The sequence below is a fragment of the Kitasatospora sp. HUAS MG31 genome, from assembly GCF_040571325.1.
GTDB classification, from domain to species: Bacteria; Actinomycetota; Actinomycetes; order Streptomycetales; family Streptomycetaceae; genus Kitasatospora; species Kitasatospora camelliae.
Genome location: NZ_CP159872.1, coordinates 2,614,196 through 2,635,167 on the forward strand (window position 1 = coordinate 2,614,196; position 20,972 = coordinate 2,635,167).

Annotated in this window: 17 protein-coding genes and 3 tRNA genes; 7 read left to right on the forward strand and 13 right to left on the reverse strand. The window is 74.4% G+C overall.

Translation table 11 applies throughout. The features are described 5' to 3' along the window. The first annotated feature begins 214 nt into the window (after nucleotides 1–214). The 3 genes from ABWK59_RS11780 (at nucleotide 215) to ABWK59_RS11790 (ending at nucleotide 2,207) form a co-directional block, all read left to right on the forward strand. Nucleotides 215–520, forward strand: coding sequence for an antibiotic biosynthesis monooxygenase family protein (locus ABWK59_RS11780; RefSeq protein WP_354640314.1), 306 nt, complete (start codon nucleotides 215–217; stop codon nucleotides 518–520). 183 nt (nucleotides 521–703) lie between these two features. Further along, nucleotides 704–961 (forward strand): 30S ribosomal protein S20, encoded by a 258-nt coding sequence (rpsT, locus tag ABWK59_RS11785; protein WP_354640316.1) that lies wholly within the window; start codon nucleotides 704–706, stop codon nucleotides 959–961. Nucleotides 962–1,481: 520 nt separating this feature from the next. Further along, entirely contained in the window at nucleotides 1,482–2,207 is a 726-nt protein-coding gene (locus ABWK59_RS11790) for a hypothetical protein (RefSeq protein ID WP_354640318.1), read from the forward strand. Between the two features lie 115 nt (nucleotides 2,208–2,322). Here ABWK59_RS11790 and holA read toward each other — a convergent pair whose 3' ends face one another. Beyond that, complete coding sequence (gene holA, locus ABWK59_RS11795) at nucleotides 2,323–3,318, reverse strand: DNA polymerase III subunit delta (protein ID WP_354640319.1); 996 nt, start codon at nucleotides 3,316–3,318, stop codon at nucleotides 2,323–2,325. Between the two features lie 195 nt (nucleotides 3,319–3,513). Between holA and ABWK59_RS11800 the strand changes: the two genes are divergently transcribed. Both ABWK59_RS11800 and ABWK59_RS11805 read left to right on the forward strand, forming a co-directional pair. After that, entirely contained in the window at nucleotides 3,514–3,771 is a 258-nt protein-coding gene (locus ABWK59_RS11800; RefSeq protein ID WP_354644918.1) for a hypothetical protein, read from the forward strand. Between the two features lie 159 nt (nucleotides 3,772–3,930). Then, nucleotides 3,931–4,800, forward strand: coding sequence for a helix-turn-helix transcriptional regulator (locus ABWK59_RS11805; RefSeq protein WP_354640321.1), 870 nt, complete (start codon nucleotides 3,931–3,933; stop codon nucleotides 4,798–4,800). 61 nt (nucleotides 4,801–4,861) lie between these two features. On the opposite strand, the gene ABWK59_RS11810 is transcribed toward ABWK59_RS11805, so the two are convergent. The 4 genes from ABWK59_RS11810 to ABWK59_RS11825 form a co-directional block, all read right to left on the reverse strand. After that, nucleotides 4,862–7,150: a ComEC/Rec2 family competence protein gene (locus tag ABWK59_RS11810; RefSeq protein WP_354640323.1), complete on the reverse strand. Its 2,289-nt coding sequence runs from the start codon at nucleotides 7,148–7,150 to the stop codon at nucleotides 4,862–4,864. 358 nt (nucleotides 7,151–7,508) lie between these two features. Beyond that, nucleotides 7,509–8,138, reverse strand: coding sequence for a ComEA family DNA-binding protein (locus tag ABWK59_RS11815; RefSeq protein WP_354640325.1), 630 nt, complete (start codon nucleotides 8,136–8,138; stop codon nucleotides 7,509–7,511). A 679-nt stretch (nucleotides 8,139–8,817) separates the two neighbouring features. Then, the gene (locus tag ABWK59_RS11820; protein WP_354640327.1) at nucleotides 8,818–9,663 is read right to left on the reverse strand and encodes a DegV family protein; all 846 of its coding nucleotides are present in this window, start codon (nucleotides 9,661–9,663) and stop codon (nucleotides 8,818–8,820) included. A gap of 138 nt (nucleotides 9,664–9,801) precedes the next feature. Beyond that, a complete protein-coding gene (locus ABWK59_RS11825; protein WP_354640329.1) occupies nucleotides 9,802–10,623 on the reverse strand; it encodes a hypothetical protein in 822 nt (273 codons plus the stop codon). A gap of 325 nt (nucleotides 10,624–10,948) precedes the next feature. On the opposite strand from ABWK59_RS11825, the gene ABWK59_RS11830 reads away from it, so the two are divergent. Further along, nucleotides 10,949–11,902 carry a zinc-binding alcohol dehydrogenase family protein gene (locus tag ABWK59_RS11830; RefSeq protein ID WP_420492770.1) on the forward strand — a complete coding sequence of 318 codons (954 nt, stop codon included), beginning with the start codon at nucleotides 10,949–10,951 and terminating at the stop codon, nucleotides 11,900–11,902. A gap of 137 nt (nucleotides 11,903–12,039) precedes the next feature. Here ABWK59_RS11830 and leuS read toward each other — a convergent pair whose 3' ends face one another. The 4 genes from leuS to ABWK59_RS11850 form a co-directional block, all read right to left on the reverse strand. Continuing rightward, nucleotides 12,040–14,919, reverse strand: coding sequence for a leucine--tRNA ligase (leuS, locus tag ABWK59_RS11835; protein ID WP_354640331.1), 2,880 nt, complete (start codon nucleotides 14,917–14,919; stop codon nucleotides 12,040–12,042). A gap of 360 nt (nucleotides 14,920–15,279) precedes the next feature. Continuing rightward, nucleotides 15,280–16,569, reverse strand: coding sequence for a hypothetical protein (locus ABWK59_RS11840; RefSeq protein ID WP_354640333.1), 1,290 nt, complete (start codon nucleotides 16,567–16,569; stop codon nucleotides 15,280–15,282). Nucleotides 16,570–16,685: 116 nt separating this feature from the next. Then, nucleotides 16,686–16,758 (reverse strand) — tRNA-Ala (locus ABWK59_RS11845). Between the two features lie 128 nt (nucleotides 16,759–16,886). Beyond that, the gene (locus ABWK59_RS11850) at nucleotides 16,887–18,317 is read right to left on the reverse strand and encodes an MFS transporter (protein WP_354640335.1); all 1,431 of its coding nucleotides are present in this window, start codon (nucleotides 18,315–18,317) and stop codon (nucleotides 16,887–16,889) included. Between the two features lie 102 nt (nucleotides 18,318–18,419). On the opposite strand from ABWK59_RS11850, the gene ABWK59_RS11855 reads away from it, so the two are divergent. Then, a complete protein-coding gene (locus ABWK59_RS11855) occupies nucleotides 18,420–19,316 on the forward strand; it encodes a helix-turn-helix transcriptional regulator (RefSeq protein ID WP_354640337.1) in 897 nt (298 codons plus the stop codon). Between the two features lie 137 nt (nucleotides 19,317–19,453). On the opposite strand, the gene ABWK59_RS11860 is transcribed toward ABWK59_RS11855, so the two are convergent. From ABWK59_RS11860 to rsfS, 4 genes are all read right to left on the reverse strand, one after another. After that, nucleotides 19,454–19,526, reverse strand: a tRNA-Ala gene (locus ABWK59_RS11860). A 36-nt stretch (nucleotides 19,527–19,562) separates the two neighbouring features. Continuing rightward, nucleotides 19,563–19,635: transfer RNA gene (locus tag ABWK59_RS11865), tRNA-Ala, on the reverse strand. A gap of 107 nt (nucleotides 19,636–19,742) precedes the next feature. Further along, entirely contained in the window at nucleotides 19,743–20,390 is a 648-nt protein-coding gene (locus ABWK59_RS11870; protein WP_354644920.1) for a histidine phosphatase family protein, read from the reverse strand. Beyond that, nucleotides 20,387–20,827, reverse strand: coding sequence for a ribosome silencing factor (gene rsfS / locus ABWK59_RS11875; protein ID WP_354640339.1), 441 nt, complete (start codon nucleotides 20,825–20,827; stop codon nucleotides 20,387–20,389). The genes ABWK59_RS11870 and rsfS overlap by 4 nt, the downstream gene beginning before the upstream one ends. Nucleotides 20,828–20,972: the final 145 nt, after the last annotated feature.

A 20,972-nucleotide genomic window follows, 5' to 3' on the forward strand; every position in this document is an offset into this window, starting at 1 on the left:
CCGGCTTCCCGGGGGTGACCGGACTGTCGTCCGATCCATGGTTCCGTCCATCTTCCCACGAGCCCGGCGTGCCCTGCCGGTCAGCTCGCCTCCCGCCCCGCTCCCCCGGCTTCTCCCGCGCTTCGTCCCGTGCTTCTGCTGCTCTTCTTCCCGCGCTGCTTCCCGCGCTTCCGCGACCTTCCCGGGGCGGGCGGGATCGGCCAGGATGCCCTTCATGATCCTCGAAAGCGCGCTGCTCGACGTCCTGCCCGGCCGCGAGGAGGAGTTCCTCGCCGCCTTCGACCGGGCCCGTCCGCTGATCTCCGTCCAGCGCGGCTTCCGCTCGCTCGCGCTGCGGCGCTGCCTGGACGCGGGCCGGCGATCGCGGTTCCTGCTCCAGGTCGAGTGGGAGACGCTGGAGGACCACACCGAGGGGTTCCGCGGCTCCCCCGAGTACCAGGGGTGGCGGGCACTGCTGCACCCCTTCTACTCGCCCTTCCCGGAGGTCGAGCACTACGGCGAGCCGCTGCTGCGGGCGTAGCGGCGGCGGTACCGGCACCCGGGCGGGCCGTGGCCGCGCCGGCGGAGCGTCCCGGTTTGGGGGCGAACCCGGCCCCCTGGTAGCGTGGGGCGCTGCACCTGGCATCGGCATGCCCTCTCAGCAGACCGACCGCCGCCGGTGCAGCCCGTTCCAACCGTTTTCCGAAAAGACTGAGGCTCTTTCGTGGCGAACATCAAGTCCCAGATCAAGCGCAACAAGACCAACGAGAAGGCGCGCCTGCGCAACAAGGCCGTCAAGTCCTCGCTGAAGACCGCCCTCCGCAAGGCCCGCGAGGCCTCCGCCGCCGGCGAGACCGAGAAGGCCGCCGAGCTGGCGCGCGTCGCCTCCAAGGCCCTCGACAAGGCCGCCAGCAAGGGCATCATCCACAAGAACCAGGCCGCGAACAAGAAGTCCGCGATCACCAAGCTCGTCGCCGCCTGATTGCTGCGCTGAGCCCCCAGGGCTCCCCCGGACGGCGTGACGTGCGGCCCTCTACCCGCCACCGCCGACCGACCCCCTCCCGGTGAACCGGCCCTCTACCCGGATCCCAGGAGGAGCACCAGACCGTTCCGCATGCGGCCAGCGTTCGCCACGCGGGTGCGGAACACATGGATCACCCGTACTGCCCGCCCGGATCTCCGGGCGGGCAGTACGCGTTTCCGGGCCCGGAGGCCGCCGGTCGCTCATTCGCGCAACCGCGACTTGTCACTCTGAGCGACAGCGCGTTCACGCTCCGACCCGATCGGCGGGTAGGGTTCGGTCCGACCGCTCCCACCCCGACCGCCGCCTGGGGGACCCGATGTCGACACCGCCGCCGTCTCCGCACCTCGCCCCGGGCTACGGCCTGGCGGGCCCGGGCGGGCCTGGTGGGCCGAGTGGGGTGGGTGGACCGGGCGGGATTGGTGGGCCTGGGGGGTACCTTCCGGCGCCGGCCCGGCCGGTCCCGATGCCGTCCGGGCCGATGCCGGTCCCGGTGCGGCAGGAGCCTCCGGTCGGCCCCCAGCACGACCCCGGGCGCCGGGGACTCGCCCGGAACCGGGGTCGGGGCGGGCGGGGACGGGGGCTGCTGTGGGGGGTCGGCGGAGTCCTGCTGGCCTCGGCGATCTGGACGGTCAGCGTGCTGGCCGTCCCCGGGATCGTCGCCGGGCACCGGACGCGGCCGACTGGCGTCGCCGGGTACCGGGTGGTCGACGACCTGTGCGCCACCGCCCGGCTCAGCCGGTTCGGCCAGCTCTACCCGAGCCAGTCCGGCACCCCGTACCACTACACGACCCGGCACGGCGCGCTGGACGACATGTACTGCAGCCAGTACCGCAAGAAGGCGGGCAGCGACAGCGAGCACTACTCGCTCTACCTGGAGACCCAGTTGCACAAGGCGGTCGACCCGGCCGGCGAGTTCGAGGCCCAGCGGGAGGGGCTGCGGCAGCGCCGCTACCAGATCAGCGCCGTGCCGGACCTCGGCGACGACGCCTACGTCGGCTACCTGGACGACCCCAGCACCTCGGACCGCACCTGGCACTACCTCACCCAGGTGCTGTACGTCCGCCAGGGCGGCATGACCTTCTACGCCGGCTGGTCCGGCTCGTACCAGGAGGGCAAGAGCGCCCCGCCCGACCGGGAGGAGGTCCGGGTGGCGCTGCTGGCCGACGGCCGGGAGGTGCTCCGCACCCTCGGCGGGACGCTCTGAGCGGGTGCCGGTCGGAGACGCCGGCTGGCGGGCCGGTACCGGTCGGTGACGGGGGACCGCGTGCCGGTGCGGGTACGCATGCCGGTGTGGGTGCCGGTGTGGGTGCCGGTGCCGGTCAGTAGGGGCGGGCGTTGGAGCGCGAGGCCCGGGCGACGGCGACCACGGCCCGTTCCAGGGCGTACGCCGGGTCGTCCGAGCCGCCCTTGACGGCGGCGTCGGCCTGGGCGATGGCGGTGAGGGCGGCGGCCACGCCGTCGCCCGTCCAGCCGCGCATCTGCTGGCGGACCCGGTCGACCTTCCACGGCGGCATCCCCAGCTCGCGGGCGAGGTCGGCGGGCCGCATGTTCCGTCCCGTCGTCGCCAGCCGTCCGATGCTGCGGACGCCGGAGGCCAGCGCGTAGGTGATGCCCGTCGGGGGCTGGCCGACGGCGAGGGCCCAGCGGAGCCGCTCCAGTGCCTCGGCGGCGCGGCCGGTGACGGCCAGGTCGGCCACCTCGAAGCCGGTCGCCTCGGCCCGGCCGCTGTAGTAGGTGGCGACGGCCGCCTCGTCGATGGTGCCCTCGATGTCCGAGGTGAGCTGGCTGCAGGCCGCCGACAGCTCGCGCAGGTCGCTGCCCAGCGCGTCCAGCAGCGCCTGGCAGGCCTCCGGGCTGGCCGAGCGGCCGAGGGTCCGGAACTCGCCCCGGATGAAGGCCAGCCGATCGCTCGCCTTGGTGAGCTTGGCGCACGCGACCTCGCGGGCACCGGCCTTCCTCGCCGTGTCCAGCAGGCCCTTGCCCTTGGCGCCGCCGGCGTGCACCAGCACCATGATCACTTCCTCGGCGAGGGCGTCGAGGTACGCCTTGACCTCCTTCACCGAGTCGGCGGAGAGGTCCTGGGCGGCGCGGATCACGATCACCTTGCGCTCGGCGAACAGCGAGGGCGTGGTGAGCTCGGCCAGGGTGCCGGGCTGCAGCGCGCCGGGTGCCAGGTCGCGCACGTCGGTGTCGGGGTCGGAGGCCTTCGCGGCGGCCACCACCTCGGCCACCGCGCGGTCGAGCAGCAACTCCTCCTGGCCGACCGCAACGGTCAGCGGGGCGAGCAGGTCATCGGGTGCACTCTTCCTGGCCATCGCGTACCAGGATCGCACGCGCCGCGGACACCCCGGTCCCCGGCGGACCGACTCGGGCTGGCTCGGCCCCGCTCGGGCCGGCGCAGGCTTACCCTGACCGGCTCGGGGCGACCCGGGTGCCCGGGGTTCCCGGGCGCCGTCGACCGAGCCCGGTGATCGTCCTTCCGCCGGCGTCTGGAGAATGGTCCGGTGAACGTGAACACCGCCCGTCAACTGCTCGTCATGCCCGACCGGGACGCCGCCGAGGAGGCTTCCGAGGAACTCTCCGCCCGCCACCCCGAGCTGGATTCGCTGGAGATCGTCCGCGACTCGCTCGCCGGGGAGGACGACGCCGAGGACGCCCAGTGGCTCCTCGTGCTGGAGGCCCCGGAGGACACCGGCTGGACGTCCGAGATGCTCGCCGAACTGGACGAGCTGGCCGCCGAGCACGAGGGCTGGCGCGAGGAGGACTGAACCCGGCGCCACCCGGCCCGGGGCGGGCTCTCAGCCCCGCCCGACCCCCTCCGCCCGACCTGATCCACCCTCAGTACGCCCACCGGGCACAGGTGTCGGCCGGATGCTGGTACCGGTGATCCCTGGTTGAACGGCGGCGGAACGGCGAGGATGGTGCCCATGGACATGGACCGTTCGCAGCTCGCCGATTTCCTCCGCCGTTCCCGGGAGCGGCTGCGCCCCGAGGAGGTCGGACTCACGGCCGGGCCGCGCCGCCGCACCCCGGGGCTGCGCCGCGAGGAGGTCGTCCAGCTCGCCGGGATGTCGGCCGACTACTACATCCGGCTGGAGCAGGGCCGCGGCCCGCAGCCGTCCACCCAGATGCTCGCCTCGCTGTCACGCGCGCTGCGCCTGACCGAGGACGAGCGCGACCACCTCTACCTGCTGGCCGGGCACCGCCCGCCGGCCGGGAAGCCCTCCGGCGACCACCTCAAGCCGGGCCTGCTCCACCTGCTCGACCAGCTGAAGGACACCCCCGCGCAGATCGTCAACGACCTCGGGGACCTGCTCGCCCAGAACGCCATGGCCAACGCGCTGTTCGACAGTGTGTGCGTGCTGAAGGAGGGTGAGCGGAACGTGGTCTGGCGCTGGTTCACCGTGCCGGCCGTACGGGCCCCGTACCCGGCGGAGGAGCACGACCACTGGAGCCGGGTGCACGTGGCCGACCTGCGGGCCGCCGCCACCCGCCGGGGCGGGGACGCCGCCTCCACCGCACTGATCGAGCGCCTGCTCGCCGCCAGCGAGGAGTTCGCCGCGTTGTGGGAGCTGCACGAGGTCGCCGTCCGCCGGACCAGCCGGATGCGGGTGGTGCACCCGGCGATCGGCCCGATCGACCTGGACTGCGAGGCGCTGCTGACGCCCACCGAGGACCAGCGGCTGCTGATCTTCACTCCCCCGCCCGGTACGGACCGCAGCCACCTGGAACTGCTGCGCGTGATAGGGACGGAGCGGTTCGGACCGTCCGACCCCTCGGTGGCCGCGACCGGCTGAGGCCCGCGCCGACGGGGTGCACGGCACTGGGGCGGGCGACCCGGGACCGGCCGACTGGACGTCAGAACCGCGGTACGTGCGCATGGGTGGCGGCGGAGAGTGCCGGACCCGGGCCGAGGACGGCGATGTCGCCGTCCCGGTCGGTGCGCAGGACCGTCGCACCGAGGCCGCCCAGACGGCTGACGGTGAGCGGTGACGGATGACCGTACGCGTTGTCCCGGCCGCAGGAGATCAGTGCCAGGCGGGGGCGGAGGGCGGCCATCAGGTCCCAGTCCTGGTGGGCCGAACCGTGGTGGGCCACCTTGAGCACGTCGACCCGGCCGGGCGGCGGCCCGCGGCGCAGCAGGGCGGCCTGGGCGGGTGGTTCCAGGTCGCCGAGGAGAGCGAGCCGCAGGGTGTGGGGCGGGCGGCCGATGGTGGCGAGGACGGCGACGCTGGCGTTGTTGGCGCCGGGTGTGTCCGGGCCGAGCCGCTCCCCCGGCCACAGCACCTCCCAGGAGAGGTCGGGCCCCGCGGTGCGGCGTTCGCCCTGCTGGGCCCGGAGCACCGGGACGTGGGCCGCCGCGGCCCAGGCGAGGACCCGGGAGTGCTCGCCGGGCGGGCTGTCCACCGTGGTGACCTGGAGGGCGCCGACGCTCCGGCCGCGCAGCACCCCGGGCAGCCCCTCGGCGTGGTCGGCGTGGAAGTGGGTGACGATCAGGACCGGGATCCGGGTGATCCCCAGGTCGTGGAGGCAGGCGTCGGCGGCGTCGGGGTCGGGGCCTGCGTCGATGACGACCGCGCTGTCCCCACCGAGGGGCAGCACGGTGAGATCGCCTTGGCCGATGTCGCAGACTGCCATCCGCCAGCCGGGCGGCGGCCACCCGGTGGCGATCCGGGTGAGTGCGGCCGGCCGCAGCAGCACGGCGGGGAGCAGGGCGGCGAGGGCGGCCGCGAGGAGGAGCCTGGCCCGCCGCCGGTACCGCCGCGCGTCCAGCGCGGCGAGCAGCGCCGGGACGGCCCAGCAGAGTGCCACGATCGCGGTGACGAGGAGGGCGGCCCCGGGGAGCCCGCCGGGCCAGGCCAGTTGGGCGCCGGGCAGGGCGGCGCCGTGCCGGGCCACGGCGGCCAGCCAGCCGGCGGGGACGGCGGCCAGATCGGCGATCATCCGGGCCGCCGGGTGCGAGAGCGGGTCGACCGAGAGCGCGGCGAACCCGAGCAGGGTGGCTGGGGCGACCGCAGCCTCGGCGAGCAGGTTGCACGGGACGGCGACCAGGCTGACCCGTGGCGCCAGCAGGATGGTGACGGGTGAACAGAACGCCTGCGCGGCCGCGGTGGCTCCGACCGCGCCGGCCAGGTGCCGGGGCCAGCCGCGGGCCCTGAGCGCACGGGTCCAGCGCGGACCGAGGCCGAGCAGGCCGGCGGTGGCCAGCGCGGACAGCAGGAAGCCGTAGGAGCGGGCCAGCTGGGGATCGAGCAGGACCAGCAGCAGAACGGCCCCGGAGAGCGCCGGGAGGCCCTGCCGGGACCGGCCGGTGGAGAGGGCGAGCAGGCCGATCAGGCCCGTGGCCGCGGCCCGCAGGACGCTCGGCTCCGGACGGCAGATGGTGACGAAGGCCAGGGTGAGGACCGTGCCGAGGAGCGCGGTGGTGCGCAGCGACAGGCCGAGCAGACCCGCCAGACCGCCGCGCCCGGTGCCGGCGCCGCCGGGCTCTCCGTCCCGGCCGGGCACTGCGCCGACCAGCACCGCGAGCACGATCGCCAGGTTCGACCCGCTCACGGCCGTGAGATGTCCGAGGTCGGTGGCGCGGAAGGCTTCCGCCAGGTCGTCCGGGAGGCGGGAGGTGTCGCCGACGACCAGGCCGGGGAGCAGCCCGCGGACGTCGGCCGGGAGGTGGTCGCAGGCGGCCCGCAGACCGGCGCGGAGGCGGGCGGCGGCCCGCTGGACCGGGTTCGGCGGGGCGAGGACCCGCGGCGGCCCGTGGGCCACCACCAGGGCGGCCGTCTCCGCCCGGTGGACTCCGCCGGCCACGACCTGCATCTCCGCCCGGACCCGGGTCGAGGGAACGAGACCCTGCCAGGCGGCGACGTCCTGGGCCCGGACGAGCAGGGTGACGGGGGTACGGATCCGCACGCCGTCCGGCGCCGCGGTGCCGGCCTGGGCGGGGAGGGAGTGGGACCGGTCGGCAGGCGGCTCGGGGCCCGGCGAGGCGGGGTGGATGCGGTCGAGTACGGCGGTGACGGTGAGTCGGGTCTGGCCCGGGGTGGTGCCGTGGGAGCGGCCGGTGCGGGTGTCCGGGTCGTCGGCGATGGTCAGGTCCACCGAGAGGCCGGGCGGCGGGTCGGAGTCGGCGGTGGGTGGTGCGGCCATGGCGGGGATCGGACCGCGGTGGAGGTCCGCGGTGTGCAGGACGGTGGTGGCGGTGGCCGCGGCGGTGGTGAGCAGGGCGACGGTGAGCAGCAGCGTTGCCCGTCGGTGCCGGTGAACGGCGAACCGGAGGAGCAGGAGGGCGGCTGCGGCGCCGAGTCCGGCGGCGAGGAGCAGGACCGGGTGGAACCGGGGCTGGGCGCGCAGGACGAGGGCGGTCGCCGCCCAGGCGGTGGCGGCGGGGATCAGGAGCCGGGGGTCGGGGTGCGCCGGACCGACCGACCGGCCGGAGGTGGCGGGCAGGGTGGGAGTGGTGGGAGCGGCCGTCGTTCCTCCCCGGGGTGCGGTGCCCGACCCGACGTCAGAGGGTCAGCAGGGACTTGATCTCCTGGAACTTCCGGTCGCCGATCCCGGCGACCTGCCGGAGCTGGTCGAGGGTGCGGAAGAGCCCGTTGCGGCGGCGGTAGTCGATGATGCGCTGAGCAAGGGTCGGGCCGACGCCGGGCAGGGTGTCGAGCTGTTCGGCGGTGGCGTGGTTGAGGCTGATCGGACCGCCCGCCGGGGAGCCGGGGCCGCCCGTACCCGGCCCGACCGGCGCGTCCGCGGCGGCCGGGACGCCGACCAGGATCTGTTCGCCGTCGGTGAGGACGCGGGCGAGGTTGAGCCCGCTGGTGTCGGTGCCCGGGAGCGGGCCGCCGGCGGCCCGCAGGGCGTCCGCCACCCGGGAGCCGCCGGGGAGGATGTGCAGGCCGGGCTGCTGGACCTTGCCGTCCACGTCCACGACGACGGTCTCAGCGGCCCCGTGACCGGGCGGTGCCGGACCGCCGCTCGGGACGGCGGAGGACTCGGTCGGCGCGGTGGCCGGGACGGCAGCCGGGATGGCCACGGGCTCGGGCCGGCCCAACCAGAAGTGCTGAACGGCGTACCCGAGGGCCAGCAGGAACAGCACGGTCAGGCCGAGGACGGCCCGTCGGTCCAGTGCGAGGGCCATCGGGATCCCAGTCACCCGGTGCCCCGGAACGGGAGGACCACCCGCCCCCTCGGCCTCCGGCGGACCGGCAGCAGGAAAGGTCGTACCGTCGACCGGCTCGCCCGGGGTCTCGCCAGTGGGCTCCCCGGACTCCCCGGGATCCCCGGACTGCCAGGCCCCCGTCTCCGTCCCCGACGCGCGGTCACCGGACGCCGCCCGAGGCTCCGCCGGGAGCGTGGCGGCACGCCCTGGCCGCGGATCCCCGCGCGGCCCGGCTCCCGGTCGCCGTTCGCCAGACCGGACACGCCTCTGCGCCAACCCGCCTCCGGTGGCCGCCACTTGTTCGCCTGCCGCCCTGCCATCCGGACTCCGCGCCTCGGCCAGGTCGGCCACAGGGCCGGCCGTCGCGGGCGGCCCCGGCGCGAGCGGGGAGACGGCGCCGGAGGGCAGTGGGAAGAGGCAGGTCATCCGCTGACGGGCGGTGACGGCGGCTTCGCGGCGCCGGGCGGTACCCGGGGTGATGGTTCGCATGCGAGGACGGTAGGACCCTCAGCCGCAACCGTCCGACCTCACCGAAATCCTGTGGATAAGTCGGGGGTGTGGATAACTCCTGTCCCTCGAAAGGAGGAGTTTGACGCCCCGTAATTCCCCCCTCGGTCCGGAAAGGCCCAGCAACCCGAACAGCCCCCACGGGACGCCATCAGCGCGGCGCCACCACCACGGCCAGCAGCCCCGGCCCGACGTGCGCACCGATCACCGCGCCCACCTCGCCGACGTACAGCTCGCGCAGCCCGGGCACCCGCTCGCGCAGCCGCTCGGCCAGGGGTTCGGCCCGGTCCTCGGCCGCGAGGTGGTGGACGGCGATGTCGACCTCGCCCTCCCCCGCGTACTCGACGGCGATCTCCTCCAGTCGGGCGATGGCCCGGGACGCGGTGCGGACCTTCTCCAGCGGCTCGATCCGGCCGCCCGAGAGGTGCAGCAACGGCTTCACGGCCAGCGCCGAGCCCAGCAGCGCCCGGGCGGCGCCGATCCGGCCGCCGCGGCGCAGGTACTCCAGGGTGTCCACGTAGAAGAAACCCCTGGTCAGGCCTGCTCTGCGGGTGGCCTCGGCGGCGGCCTCGTCCAGTCCGCGCCCGTTCTCCAGGGCCTCGGCGGCGGCGAGGACGCAGTGGCCGAGGGCCATGCCGATCAGCCGGCTGTCCACCACCCGCACCGGGATCGGCGCCTCCGCGGCGGCGAGGACGGCGGCCTCGTGGGTACCGGAGAGCTCGCCGGAGATGTGCACCGACACCACGCCGGCGGCACCGGCCTCCGCGGCGGCCCGGTAGGCGGCGGCGAAGGTCTCGGGGTTGGGGCGGGAGGTGGTCACCCGCTGCTTGGAGCGCAGCGCCTCGGCGACGTCCTTGGGGGAGATCTCCACGCCGTCGAGCAGCACCTCGTCGCCCACGACGACGCTGAGCGGTACCACCTCGATCCGGTGACGGTCGACGGCGTCCTGGGGCAGGTAGGCCGTGGAATCGGTGACGAGGGCGAGGTGGCCGGGCATGAGCCGGAGGTTACTCCCCGTTCGGCCCGGACGACAGCGGCGGTCGCCTCGGCGGCTCGTCCACGGCGTGCCGCCGAGATCCGTCCGAACCGGGCCGAGTCCGTCCGGCCCGACGGCACATCTCAGTACCTCAGTACCTCAGTACTGCCGACCCGTCGCCGGTCCGCCGGGGTTGGGCTTGCGGAGGCGGTCGGCGAGGCGGGCGAGGGGTTCGCCGAGGCCGAGCAGCTCCTCGGCGCCCGGGGTGCGGCGCCCGGGCTCCAGGCCCTTCGGGCCCTCGGCGTCCGCGGAACGGGCCGCGCCACCCCGCGTACCGGCCGGACCACCGGCCGCCACACCATCGCCGGTACCGCCGGAACCGCCGGCCGCGCCACCGGCTGCCGCGCTGCCGTCCAGGGTCTCCCCCACCGAATCCCAGTGCCGCAGCGCGCCGGCCTCGGTGGTGCACTCCTCGCTCAGCCGGGCGAGCTCGTCGTCGGCGAAGCGCCGCATCCGGTCCTGCGCGGCCCAGCGCAGCGAGTCCGCGGAGTGGGTGATCCGCTGGGCGCGCTCGCGCAGCTCGGGGAGCTTGGCGGTGATCCGGGCGGAGTCGGGCTCGCGCTCCAGGAGTCGGAGTTCGGCGTCGAGCTCGGCGGCGTGGGCGTCGAGGCGGGCGAGCAGTTGGAGGGCCTCGGTGAGCTGGCCGTCCTGGGTGAGGCCGCTCTGGAGGACCTGGCGGGTGCTGTCCAGTGCGGTGCGCACGGAGAGGCGGGTGGCGGCGATCTGGCCCGGGCCGCCGGGCTTGGTGAAGCTCTTCGCCTTGAGTGCGGCGTTCTCGAAGGCACGGCGCGCGTTGGCCTCGTGCCGTTCGACCTTGGCGGCGGCGGCCTTGGCGGCCTTGACGGTTCCGACGACGGCCAGCGCGAGCACGGTCACGCCGAAGAGCAGGACCAGGGCGACCAGCACACCGAGCGCTTCCATCGGGAGCCCACCTTCCACGCGGTGCCACCGGCCGGGGCCGCCGGTGCGACCCGCTGAGTGCCGGACCTCCACCGTAGCCCGCCGACCGGCCCGCCCGTAGGGGCTGGGGCCCGTGAACGGGCGAGATCAGGGAGAGCTCAGGGTCCCAACCCTGACCCCGCCCACTCCGACCCCGCCCACCTTGACCCCGACCCCGACCACGGCCCCGACCCCGACCACGGCCTGGGCCCAGGCTCAGGCCCGGGCTCAGGTGTTCCCGGCAACCGGTCGATGTTCAGCTCGACCCGGCACAGCCGACGCGCCCCCGCCCCGAGAGGACCACCCCATGACCCCGCCCCCGCCCACCATGCGCGCCGTCGCCTACCGCGAGCCGCTGCCCGTCGACCGTCCCGACTGCCTGGTGGACTTCAAGGTCCGGCGGAGCGCCGACCCGGGCGGCGAGCCGCGGGTGCTCGGCTGGGACGCGGCGGGGACGGTGGTCGCGGTCGGCGGGCAGGTGGAGCTGTTCGCGGTCGGCGACGAGGTGTACTACGCCGGGGCGCTGGACCGGCCGGGCGTGAACGCCGAGTTCCACGCCGTGGACGAGCGGCTGGTCGCGCGCAAGCCGGCCACGCTCTCGTTCACCGGGGCCGCCGCCCTGCCGCTGACCTCGCTCACCGCCTGGGAGGGCCTGTTCGAGCGGCTCGGACTGCGCAGCGGCGCCCTGGAGCGAACCGGCGCGCTGCTGGTCACGGCCGCGGCGGGCGGGGTGGGGGCGGTCACCGTCCAGCTGGCCCGGGCCCTGACCAGCCTCACCGTCGTCGGGACCGCCTCCCGGCCCGAGACGGTGGAGTTCGCCCGCAGGATGGGCGTCCACCACGTGGTCGACCACCGCGAGCCGCTGGTACCGCAGCTGGCCGAGGTGATCCCCGGCCGGCTGGACCTCGTGTTCGGCACGGTCGCCACCGATCGCAACCTGCCGGCCTACGCCGAGGCGCTGAACCCGTTCGGCCGGATCGTGGCGATCGACGACTTCGACTCCCTGCCGGTCGGGGTGCTCAAGGCGAAGAGCATCTCGTTCCACTGGGAGTTCATGTTCACCCGGTCGATGTTCCAGACCCCCGACCAGGCGGTGCAGCACCACATCCTGACCCAGGTCGCCCGGCTGGTGGACGCGGGCGTCCTCACGACCACCGCCACCCGGGACCTCGGGCCGGTGAACGCCGCCAACCTCCGTGCGGCGCACCGCCTCCAGGAGTCCGGCACCGCCATCGGCAAGACCACCCTCACCGGCTTCTGACACCCCGGCCCCGGCGAGCACAGGCACGAGTACGAGCACGAGCAAAGGCACAGGCACAGGCACGAGCACAAGCACCAGGGCCGGTCGCTCCCCGGGGAGCGACCGGCCCTGACACCGGATCACGTCACACGCCGGCCTCAGCCGGTGACGATGTTCACCAGCTTCGGCGCCCGCGCGATGACCTTGCGCACCGCCGCGTCGCCGATCGCGGCGACCACGGCCGGGTCGGCCAGGGCCAGCGCCTCCAGCTCGGCGTCGGAGATCGACGGGGCGACCTCCAGGCGGGCCTTGACCTTGCCCTTGATCTGGACGACGCAGGTGACCGTCTCGTCCACCACGTACGCCGGGTCGGCGACCGGGTAGTCGGCGAAGGCCAGCGAGCGGTCGTGGCCCAGACGGCGCCACAGCTCCTCGGCGACGTGCGGCGCCAGCGGGGCGATCAGCAGCACGATCTGCTCGGCCACCGACCGCGGCGTGGAGCCGCGCTTGACCAGGTAGTTGTTCAGCTCGATCGCCTTGGCCACGGCGGTGTTGAAGCGCAGGGCCGCCATGTCGCCGCGGATGCCGTCGATGGCCTTGTGCAGGGCGCGCAGGGTGGCCTCGTCCGGCTCCTCCTCCGTCACCACCAGCTCGCCGGTGGTCTCGGAGACGATGTTGCGCCACAGACGCTGCAGGAAGCGGTACGAGCCGACCACCGCGCGGGTGTCCCAGGGGCGGGAGACGTCCAGCGGGCCCATGGACATCTCGTACAGGCGCAGGGTGTCCGCGCCGTACTCGTCGGCGATCTCGTCCGGGGCGACGGCGTTCTTCAGGGACTTGCCCATCTTGCCGGCCTCGCGCTTGACCTGCTCGCCCTGCCAGACGTACTGGCCGTCGCGCTCCTCGACCTCGGCGGCGGGCACCGGGAAGCCGCGGGCGTCGCGGTAGACGTCGGCGGTGATCATGCCCTGGTTGAACAGCTTGTGGAACGGCTCGACCGAGGAGACGTGGCCCAGGTCGTGCAGCACCTTGTGCCAGAAGCGGGCGTACAGCAGGTGCAGCACCGCGTGCTCGGCGCCGCCGACGTACAGGTCGACGCCGCCGGCCGGCTTCTCGGCCGTCGGGCCCATCCAGTACGCCTCGTTGGCCGGGTCGACCACCTTGGCGGAGTTGACCGGGTCGACGTAGCGCAGCTCGTACCAGCAGGAGCCGGCCCAGTTGGGCATGGTGTTGGTCTCGCGGCGGTACCGCTTGACCCCGTCGCCCAGGTCCAGCTCGACGTTGACCCAGTCCTCGTTGCGCGACAGCGGGGTCTTCGGCGAGGAGGCGGCGTCGTCCGGGTCGTAGGTGTGCGGCGAGTAGTCCTCCACCTCGGGGACCTCGACCGGCAGCATCGACTCGGGCAGCGCGTGCATCACGCCGTCCTCGTCGTAGACGATCGGGAAGGGCTCGCCCCAGTACCGCTGGCGGCTGAACAGCCAGTCGCGCAGGCGGTAGTTGACGGTGCCCTCGCCGATGCCGCGCTCGGCCAGCCAGGCGGTGACGCGGGCCTTGGCGTCGACCACGCTCAGGCCGTCCAGCGACAGGTCCTCGTGGGCGGAGTTGACGATGACCGAGTCGTAGGTGTCGAAGGCGTCCTCCCAGGCTGCCGGGTCCTCGCCGCGGCCGTCGGTGGGCTCGACCACGCAGCGCATCGGCAGCGCGAAGGCGCGGGCGAAGGCGAAGTCGCGGTGGTCGTGCGCCGGGACCGCCATGATCGCGCCGGTGCCGTAGCCCATCAGCACGTAGTCGGCGATGAACACCGGGATCTGCTCGCCGCTGACCGGGTTGGTCGCGTACGCGCCGGTGAAGACGCCGGTCTTCACCTTGGCCTCGACCTGCCGCTCGACGTCCGACTTGGCGGCGGCGGCGGCCCGGTAGGCGGCCACGGCCTCGGCCGGGGTGGCGGCGCCGCCGGTCCACTCCTCCGGGATGCCGGCCGGCCAGGCGGCGGGCACCACGGAGTCGACCAGGGCGTGCTCGGGGGCCAGCACCATGTAGGTGGCACCGAACAGGGTGTCGGGGCGGGTGGTGAAGACGGTGATCCGGTCCGAGTCCACCGCGAAGTCGACCCGGGCGCCCTCGGAGCGGCCGATCCAGTTGCGCTGCTGCAGCTTGATGGCCTCGGGCCAGTCCAGCAGGTCCAGGTCGGAGATCAGGCGGTCCGCGTACGCGGTGATCCGCATCATCCACTGGCGCAGGTTGGACTTGAAGACCGGGAAGTTGCCGCGCTCGGACCGGCCGTCGGCGGTGACCTCCTCGTTGGCCAGCACGGTGCCCAGGCCGGGGCACCAGTTGACCGGCACCTCCTTGGCGTACGCCAGGCGGTACTCGCTCAGCACCTCGTCCCGCTCGGTGCCGGACAGCCGGGCCCAGGCGCGGCCGCCCGGGACCTCGCGCTCACCGGACTCGAACCCGGCGATCAGCTCGGCGATCGGGCGGGCCCGGCCGGCCTCCTCGTCGTACCAGGAGTTGAAGATCTGCAGGAAGATCCACTGGGTCCAGCGGTAGTAGTCCGGGTCGATCGTGGAGATCGAGCGGCGCGAGTCGTGGCCCAGGCCCAGGCGGCGCAGCTGGCGCCGCATGTTGACGATGTTGTCCTCGGTCGAGACCCGGGGGTGGGTGCCGGTCTGGACGGCGTACTGCTCGGCGGGCAGGCCGAAGGCGTCGTAGCCCAGGGTGTGCAGCACGTTGTGGCCGGTCATCCGCTGGTAGCGGGCGTACACGTCGGTGGCGATGTAGCCCAGCGGGTGGCCGACGTGCAGGCCGGCCCCGGACGGGTACGGGAACATGTCCATGATGAAGCTGTGCGGCTTCGCGGAGACGTCGCCGGCGGAGCCGTCGGCCAGCGGGCCGGCCGGGTTGGGGGCGTTGAACGTCCCCTCCTTCTCCCACAGGTCCTGCCAGCGGGACTCGATCTCGGCCGCCAGCGCGGCGCCGTAGCGGAAGGGCTCGGTGGCGGCCTCGGCCGCGCCGGAAGCAGGGGTCGTCTCGCTCATGGTCCTTCGGGCTCCATCGTCATCAGTCGCGAACAGCGGATTCACTCCGGGAAAGCAAAAAACCCCTCGCAGGAGGGGTCGCCACGCCGACTCCGGCCACTCGGCCGGTCCTGGTCAGCGCGGCCGGCTAAGGAGCAGGCGCACGGTTCGCATGGGGTCAGGGTACCGTACGGGCCCGCGCCCGCCGCCGACTTGTCCGGCACCCGGCGCCGAGCCGCACCGCGCGGGTGACCACACGGTGCACCCGGACGAAGCCGCCCGCGGGCTCCGCCGCCCTGCCCGCACCGCCCGCGGCGCCCTCCGGCTCCGCCACCCCGCCCGCACCGCCGCGTCGAACTCCCGCGGCGCCCTCCGGCTCCGCTACCCCGCCCGCACCGCCGCGTCGAACTCCCGCAGCGCCCGCGCCACCCGCCCCGACTGCATGCCGGCCGCCAGCCGGCGTGCCCCGTCGGCGGTGCGCTCCGCCTCGTCGCGGTCGCCGGTGCGCCGGTAGGAGTCGGCGAGCCGGACCATCAGCAGGGCCTTCGCCCGGGCCCGCTCGGGGCGGAGGGCGGCCACCGCGCCGGTGAGCAGGTCCCGGGCGCGCTCGTGCTCGCCGAGGAAGAGGTACCCCTCGCCGATCATGCCCTCCAGGTCGGCCCGCTCCTGGGTGTGCTCCTCGCCGCCGTCCAGGGCCCGGAACGCCCGTTCGGCGACCGCCTCGGCGCTGATCTGCTCGCCCTTCTTGCCGTGGGCGCGGGCGATCCGGCCGAGCTGCAGGGCCCGCTCACGCGGTGTCAGCACCTCGTCGGCGGCGCGCAGCGCGGTCGAGAGCATGGCGACCGCGTCCAGTCCGCGCCCGCCGGAGTTGTAGGTGGCCTGGACGGCGAGGCAGCCGACCACGCTGACCCCGAGCCGCGGGTCGCCGGAGACGTGGGCGGCCCGCAGCGCGGCGACGAAGGCGCGCTGGGCGGCGGCGTCGTTGCCGAGGTCGTAGTTGGCCCAGCCGACCAGTTTGGCCAGCCGGCTGGCGGCGCCGTACAGCTCGCGGCCGAGGGCCTCGTCGTACGCGCCGAGTTCCAGCAGCTTGCCGACCATGGCCAGCTCGGCCTTGGCGAGGTCGAGGATCAGGCCGCCGCCGTAGGTCCGCTCCAGGCGCTGCTTGGACTCGTACGACAGCCGCAGGTCGGCCAGTTGCTCGGGGGCGATCCGCAGGGCGCCCTCGCCGCCGGTGACTGCGGGCGGCGGGGAGGCCCAGTGCCGGGCGGCCTGCTCCAGCTCGTCGCCGCGGAAGAGGTCGGTGAGCCGGACGGGGGCGCCGTCGCCGCCGGCCTCGCGGAGGGCGGTCTGCGCGGTGTCGGCCGTCCACTCGTCGGTGAGCAGTCGGGGCGAGAGGACCTTGGCGCCGCGGCCGACGCCCATCCGGCCCCAGAGCTGCTCGTAGGTGACGGCGATGCCGACGGCGCGGCCGAGCACCTCGCAGACGGTCTGGTCGTGCGGCGAGCGGGGCACCATGCCGCGGTCGCGCCACTTGTAGGGGGCGGTGGAGCTGATCGCCAGGCCGGGCGGCAGCGCCGCGCTGACCTCGCGGGCCAGCCGCTCGGGGCTCCACCCGAGCTGGTGGAGTATGCGGGCGAGTTCCTCGTTCCTCTTGCGCGCCAGATCGGCCATGGGCACGACCGTATCGGGCCCGCCCGCGCGCCGACAGGCCGCCCTCCGGATCCACCGGCACCGGGACGCCGAAAGGGCCGCCTCCCGGTGGGAGGCGGCCCTTTCGGACTGCACTGTGGAGCTAAGGAGAATCGAACTCCTGACCTATTGCATGCCATGCAATCGCTCTACCAACTGAGCTATAGCCCCGTGTCGCTGTCCCCGGCGGCTTCCCCCCGGCGACATCGACAACTGTACACGGTGGCGACCCGGCTTCCCTAATCGCTTTCGGCCGCCGTCTCAGCGCGGCGGCTCCGGCCCCGCCGGCTCCGGACGGCTCAGGCCGCCGGCCGGGTCCGCAGGGCGAAGCCGGCGGCCCCGGCGAAGGCCGCACCGATCACCGCGCAGGTGACCAGCAGGGCGTGCCCGGAGCCGTCCGGCGCGGCGGGGAGGTCGACGGCGCCGAGGAAGACGGTGCCGACCACGGCCACCCCGACCACCTGGCCGAGCTGGACCACGGTGACGGTCACCCCGCTGGCGTCGGCGGCGTCCGCCGGGGACACCCGGGCCAGGGCCCGTCCGAACAGCGGGCTGTACGCGCAGCCGGCGGCCAGCCCGAGCACGGAGAGCACCGCCTCGGCGGCGGGGCCGATCTCTCCCCCGCCGGCCAGCAGCAGGCCGAGCAGCAGGTAGCCGGGCCCGACCAGGGCCAGTCCGATGACCGGCAGCGCGGGGTGCAGCCGGGCCGGGAGCCGCTGCCAGTGCAGGCTGGAGAGCCCGAAGGCGACCGCGATCGGGCCGGAGAGCAGGCCGGCGCGCAGCGCGCTGTGGCCGAGCCCGGCCTGCTGGTGCAGGGCGAAGGAGAACATGAACCCGGAGAAGCCCGCCATGATCAGGAAGATCGATCCGGCGGCCGGCAGCAGCCCGGGCGCCCGCAGCACCCGCCCGGGGATCAGCGGCTGCCCGCCGCGGGCCGCGATCCGCCGCTCCACCACCGCGAACACGGCGAACAGCAGCGCGCCGGCGGCCAGCATCGCCCAGCCCCAGGCGGGCCAGCCCAGCTCGTGGCCGAGCACCAGCGGCACCACCAGCAGGCCCAGGGCGGCGGCCAGCAGGACCAGCCCCGGCAGGTCGAAGCCGCGGCCGGCGTCGCCGGGCAGTGCGGGCAGCAGCCGGCGGCCGGCGGCCAGCAGCACCAGCCCGATCGGCACGTTCACCAGGAACACCGGACGCCACCCGGTGCCGAACAGGTCGGCGCTGACCAGCACCCCGCCGAGCACCTGCCCGACGGCCATCCCGCCCGCCAGCACCGCCGAGTAGAGGCCGAGAGCCCGGGCCCGGGCGGCGCCGGTGAAGGTGCGCTGGACCAGGCTCATCACCTGGGGCACCATCAACGCGGCCGCGGCCCCCTGGAGCAGCCGGAAGCCGATCAGCGACCCGGTGCCGGGGGCCAGCCCGCAGGCCAGCGAGGCGGCGGTGAAGGCGGCCAGCCCGTACTGGAAGACCCGGCTGAAGCCGTACCGGGCGCCGAGCCGGGCGCCGGTGATCAGCAGCACCGCGTAGGCGATGGTGTATCCGGCGATCACCGACTGGAGGGCGGCGCCGGAGGCGTGCAGGTCGGTCCGGATGGTCGGGACGGCCACGTTGACGATGGAGACGTCGAGCAGCGCCATGAACTGCCCGGTGAGCACGAGCGCCAGCAGCGCCCCGGGCCGGACGACGCCAACGGCGTTCGGTGGAGCGACTGTTCGGGTGTGAAGGTCCGTCATGCCGTCCATCCTGGGGGCGTCCGGATACTGGTGGTTAGAGCCTGGGGATCCTGGTACCGACAGCACCCGTCAGGGGCCGGGGCGATCCGTCACGATGGGGGGATGACCGTGTTGGAGGAGCGTCCGGTCCGCCACAAGGGGCGGCAGCGGACCGAGTTGGCCGGGTTCCTGCGGGCCTGCCGCGCCCGGGTGCGCCCGGAGGACGTCGGCCTGCCGCCCGGCCCGCGGAGGCGGACCCCGGGGCTGCGCCGCGAGGAGGTGGCGCAGCTGTCCGGGGTCGGGGTGACCTGGTACACGTGGCTGGAGCAGGGCCGGCCGATCAACGCCAGCGAGCAGGTGCTGGCGGCGGTGGCCCGGGCGCTGCGGCTGGACGGCGCGGAGCGCGACCACCTGTTCCGGCTGGCCGGACTCTCGGCGGCGCCCGCGGGCCGCTCCGACGCCTCCGGCCCGCAGCTGGACCCGACCACCCAGGTGATCCTGGACGCGCTGGTGCCGCTGCCCGCGGCGGTCTGCAACGGCCGGTACGACGTGCTGGCGCACAACGGGGCGTACGGGACGCTGTTCCCGGGCGCCGTCCGCCCCGGGCCGGGCGGCCGGCGCAACTCCATGTGGTGCGCCTTCACCGTGCCGGACTGCTGCAACCCGTTCCTGAACCGGGACGAGGAACTGCCCCGGATGGTCGGGGTACTGCGCGGCGCGTACGGGCGGCACGTCGGCGAGCCGGCCTGGGAGGAGTACATCCGGGAGCTGGCCGGGGCCAGCCCGCGGTTCGCCGAGCTGTGGGCCCGGCAGGAGGTGTCGCCGCCGCGCACCTCGCTGAAGGTCTTCCGGCACGAGGCGGTGGGCGAGATGCGGTTCCAGGCCACCCGGCTGACCATCCCGGCCGCGCCGGAGTGCCACGTGGTGGTCTACACGCCGGAGGGCGCCCTGGACCGCGAGCGGCTGGAGTGGCTGGTCGCCCGGCCGGACCTCCGCCCGGCCCCGCACGACTGCCGCTGACGCCGCCCGGCGGCGGAACCCCGCCGCCGGGAAAGCACCACCGGGAACTCGGGCGCCGCAACCCCGCCGCGTGGGAACACGGGCGCCGGAAACGCCGGAGGCCGCCATCCCGAAGGATGACGGCCTCTCTGTTGCTGTGGAGCTATGGGGAATCGAACCCCAGACCTCTTGCATGCCATGCAAGCGCTCTACCAACTGAGCTATAGCCCCGCGACACTGATGACCACTCCGGTCACTGGTGCGGAGTGGAGCTAAGGAGAATCGAACTCCTGACCTATTGCATGCCATGCAATCGCTCTACCAACTGAGCTATAGCCCCGCAGTTCCGCGATTCCCGCTTTCCTTTTCGGTCTGCGTTCCTCGCTGCGAACGAGGAAGACTCTAGCTGGTCGGACCCGGAACTGCGAAATCGCGTCCTGCTCGCCGTCAGGTCTCGTCGCCGATGACCGGCTGCGGGAGCGTGCCGGCGTTGTGCTCCAGCAGCCGCCAGCCGCGCGCCCCCTGGCCGAGCACCGACCAGCAGCAGTTCGACAGGCCGCCGAACCGCTCCCAGAGGACCGGCTCCATGCCGAGCAGCCGGCCGATCATGGTGCGGATGGTGCCGCCGTGGCTGACCACCACCAGCGTGCCGTTCTCCGGCAGCTTGCCCACCGCGTCGAGGACCACCGGCACCGCCCGGTCGGCCACCTCGGTCGCCAGCTCGCCGCCGCCGCGGCGGACCGGCTCACCGTTCGCCCACGCCTCGTACTCCTCCGGGTAGCGCGCCCGGATCTCGGCGTTGGTCAGACCCTGCCACTGCCCCGCGTACGTCTCCCGCAGACCCTCGTGGTGGTGCGCCTCCAGACCGGTCAGCCGGACCAGCTCGGCGGCGGTGCGCCGGGCCCGCTTGAGGTCGGAGGAGACCAGCAGGTCCGGGCGGAGGCCGGCGAGCAGCCGGGCCGCCCGCTGGGCCTGGAAGACGCCCTGGTCGGTGAGCTCGATGTCGGTGCTGCCCTGGAAGCGCGACTCCAGGTTCCAGGAGGTCTGGCCGTGGCGCCAGAAGACGATGCGCGGCCCCGCCGCGGAGCGGCTCAGCGCTCGTCCCCGTCGGCGACCGCGTTGCCCTCGGCGTCGGTGACGGCGTTCTCCGGACGGTTCCGGGTGGCGACCGCGTCCTCGGGCAGCGGGATCTCGGGGCAGTCCTTCCAGAGCCGGTCGAGGGAGTAGTAGGAGCGCTCCTCGGAGTGCTGGACGTGCACCACGATGTCCAGGTAGTCGAGCAGGATCCAGCGGCCCTCGCGCTCGCCCTCGCGGCGCACCGGCTTGACGTCGAGCTCCTCGCGGAGCTTGTCCTCGATCTCCTCGGCGATCGAGCGGACCTGGCGGTCGTTGGCCGCCGACGCGATCAGGAAGGCGTCGGTGATCGACAGCACCTCGCTGACGTCGAAGGCGATGATGTCGTGGGCCAGCTTGTCGGCCGCGGCCTGGGCCGCGACGTTGATCAGTTCCTGGCTGCGGTCGGCGATGGTCACGTTGCTCTTCCGGCTCGGGTACAGGGGTGCGCCCTCGGCCGAAGCCCGGGCGGACCCCTCCAGGATCTCACGAACGCGACCGGGCCCCGATCGGATGATCGGAGCCCGGTCGGGGTGACCGGAAGGCCGGTCGGTGCCGGTGCCG

Coding starts and splice junctions, on each gene's coding strand:
- ABWK59_RS11780 (WP_354640314.1), top strand. CDS start 215: ATGATCCTCGAAAGCGCGCTGCTCGACGTCCTGCCCGGCCGCGAGGAG.
- ABWK59_RS11790 (WP_354640318.1), top strand. CDS start 1,482: ATGCCGGTCCCGGTGCGGCAGGAGCCTCCGGTCGGCCCCCAGCACGAC.
- holA (WP_354640319.1), bottom strand. CDS start 3,318: ATGGCCAGGAAGAGTGCACCCGATGACCTGCTCGCCCCGCTGACCGTT.
- ABWK59_RS11805 (WP_354640321.1), top strand. CDS start 3,931: ATGGACATGGACCGTTCGCAGCTCGCCGATTTCCTCCGCCGTTCCCGG.
- ABWK59_RS11810 (WP_354640323.1), bottom strand. CDS start 7,150: ATGGCCGCACCACCCACCGCCGACTCCGACCCGCCGCCCGGCCTCTCG.
- ABWK59_RS11815 (WP_354640325.1), bottom strand. CDS start 8,138: ATGGCCCTCGCACTGGACCGACGGGCCGTCCTCGGCCTGACCGTGCTG.
- ABWK59_RS11820 (WP_354640327.1), bottom strand. CDS start 9,663: ATGCCCGGCCACCTCGCCCTCGTCACCGATTCCACGGCCTACCTGCCC.
- ABWK59_RS11825 (WP_354640329.1), bottom strand. CDS start 10,623: ATGGAAGCGCTCGGTGTGCTGGTCGCCCTGGTCCTGCTCTTCGGCGTG.
- ABWK59_RS11830 (WP_420492770.1), top strand. CDS start 10,949: ATGACCCCGCCCCCGCCCACCATGCGCGCCGTCGCCTACCGCGAGCCG.
- leuS (WP_354640331.1), bottom strand. CDS start 14,919: ATGAGCGAGACGACCCCTGCTTCCGGCGCGGCCGAGGCCGCCACCGAG.
- ABWK59_RS11840 (WP_354640333.1), bottom strand. CDS start 16,569: ATGGCCGATCTGGCGCGCAAGAGGAACGAGGAACTCGCCCGCATACTC.
- ABWK59_RS11850 (WP_354640335.1), bottom strand. CDS start 18,317: ATGACGGACCTTCACACCCGAACAGTCGCTCCACCGAACGCCGTTGGC.
- ABWK59_RS11855 (WP_354640337.1), top strand. CDS start 18,420: ATGACCGTGTTGGAGGAGCGTCCGGTCCGCCACAAGGGGCGGCAGCGG.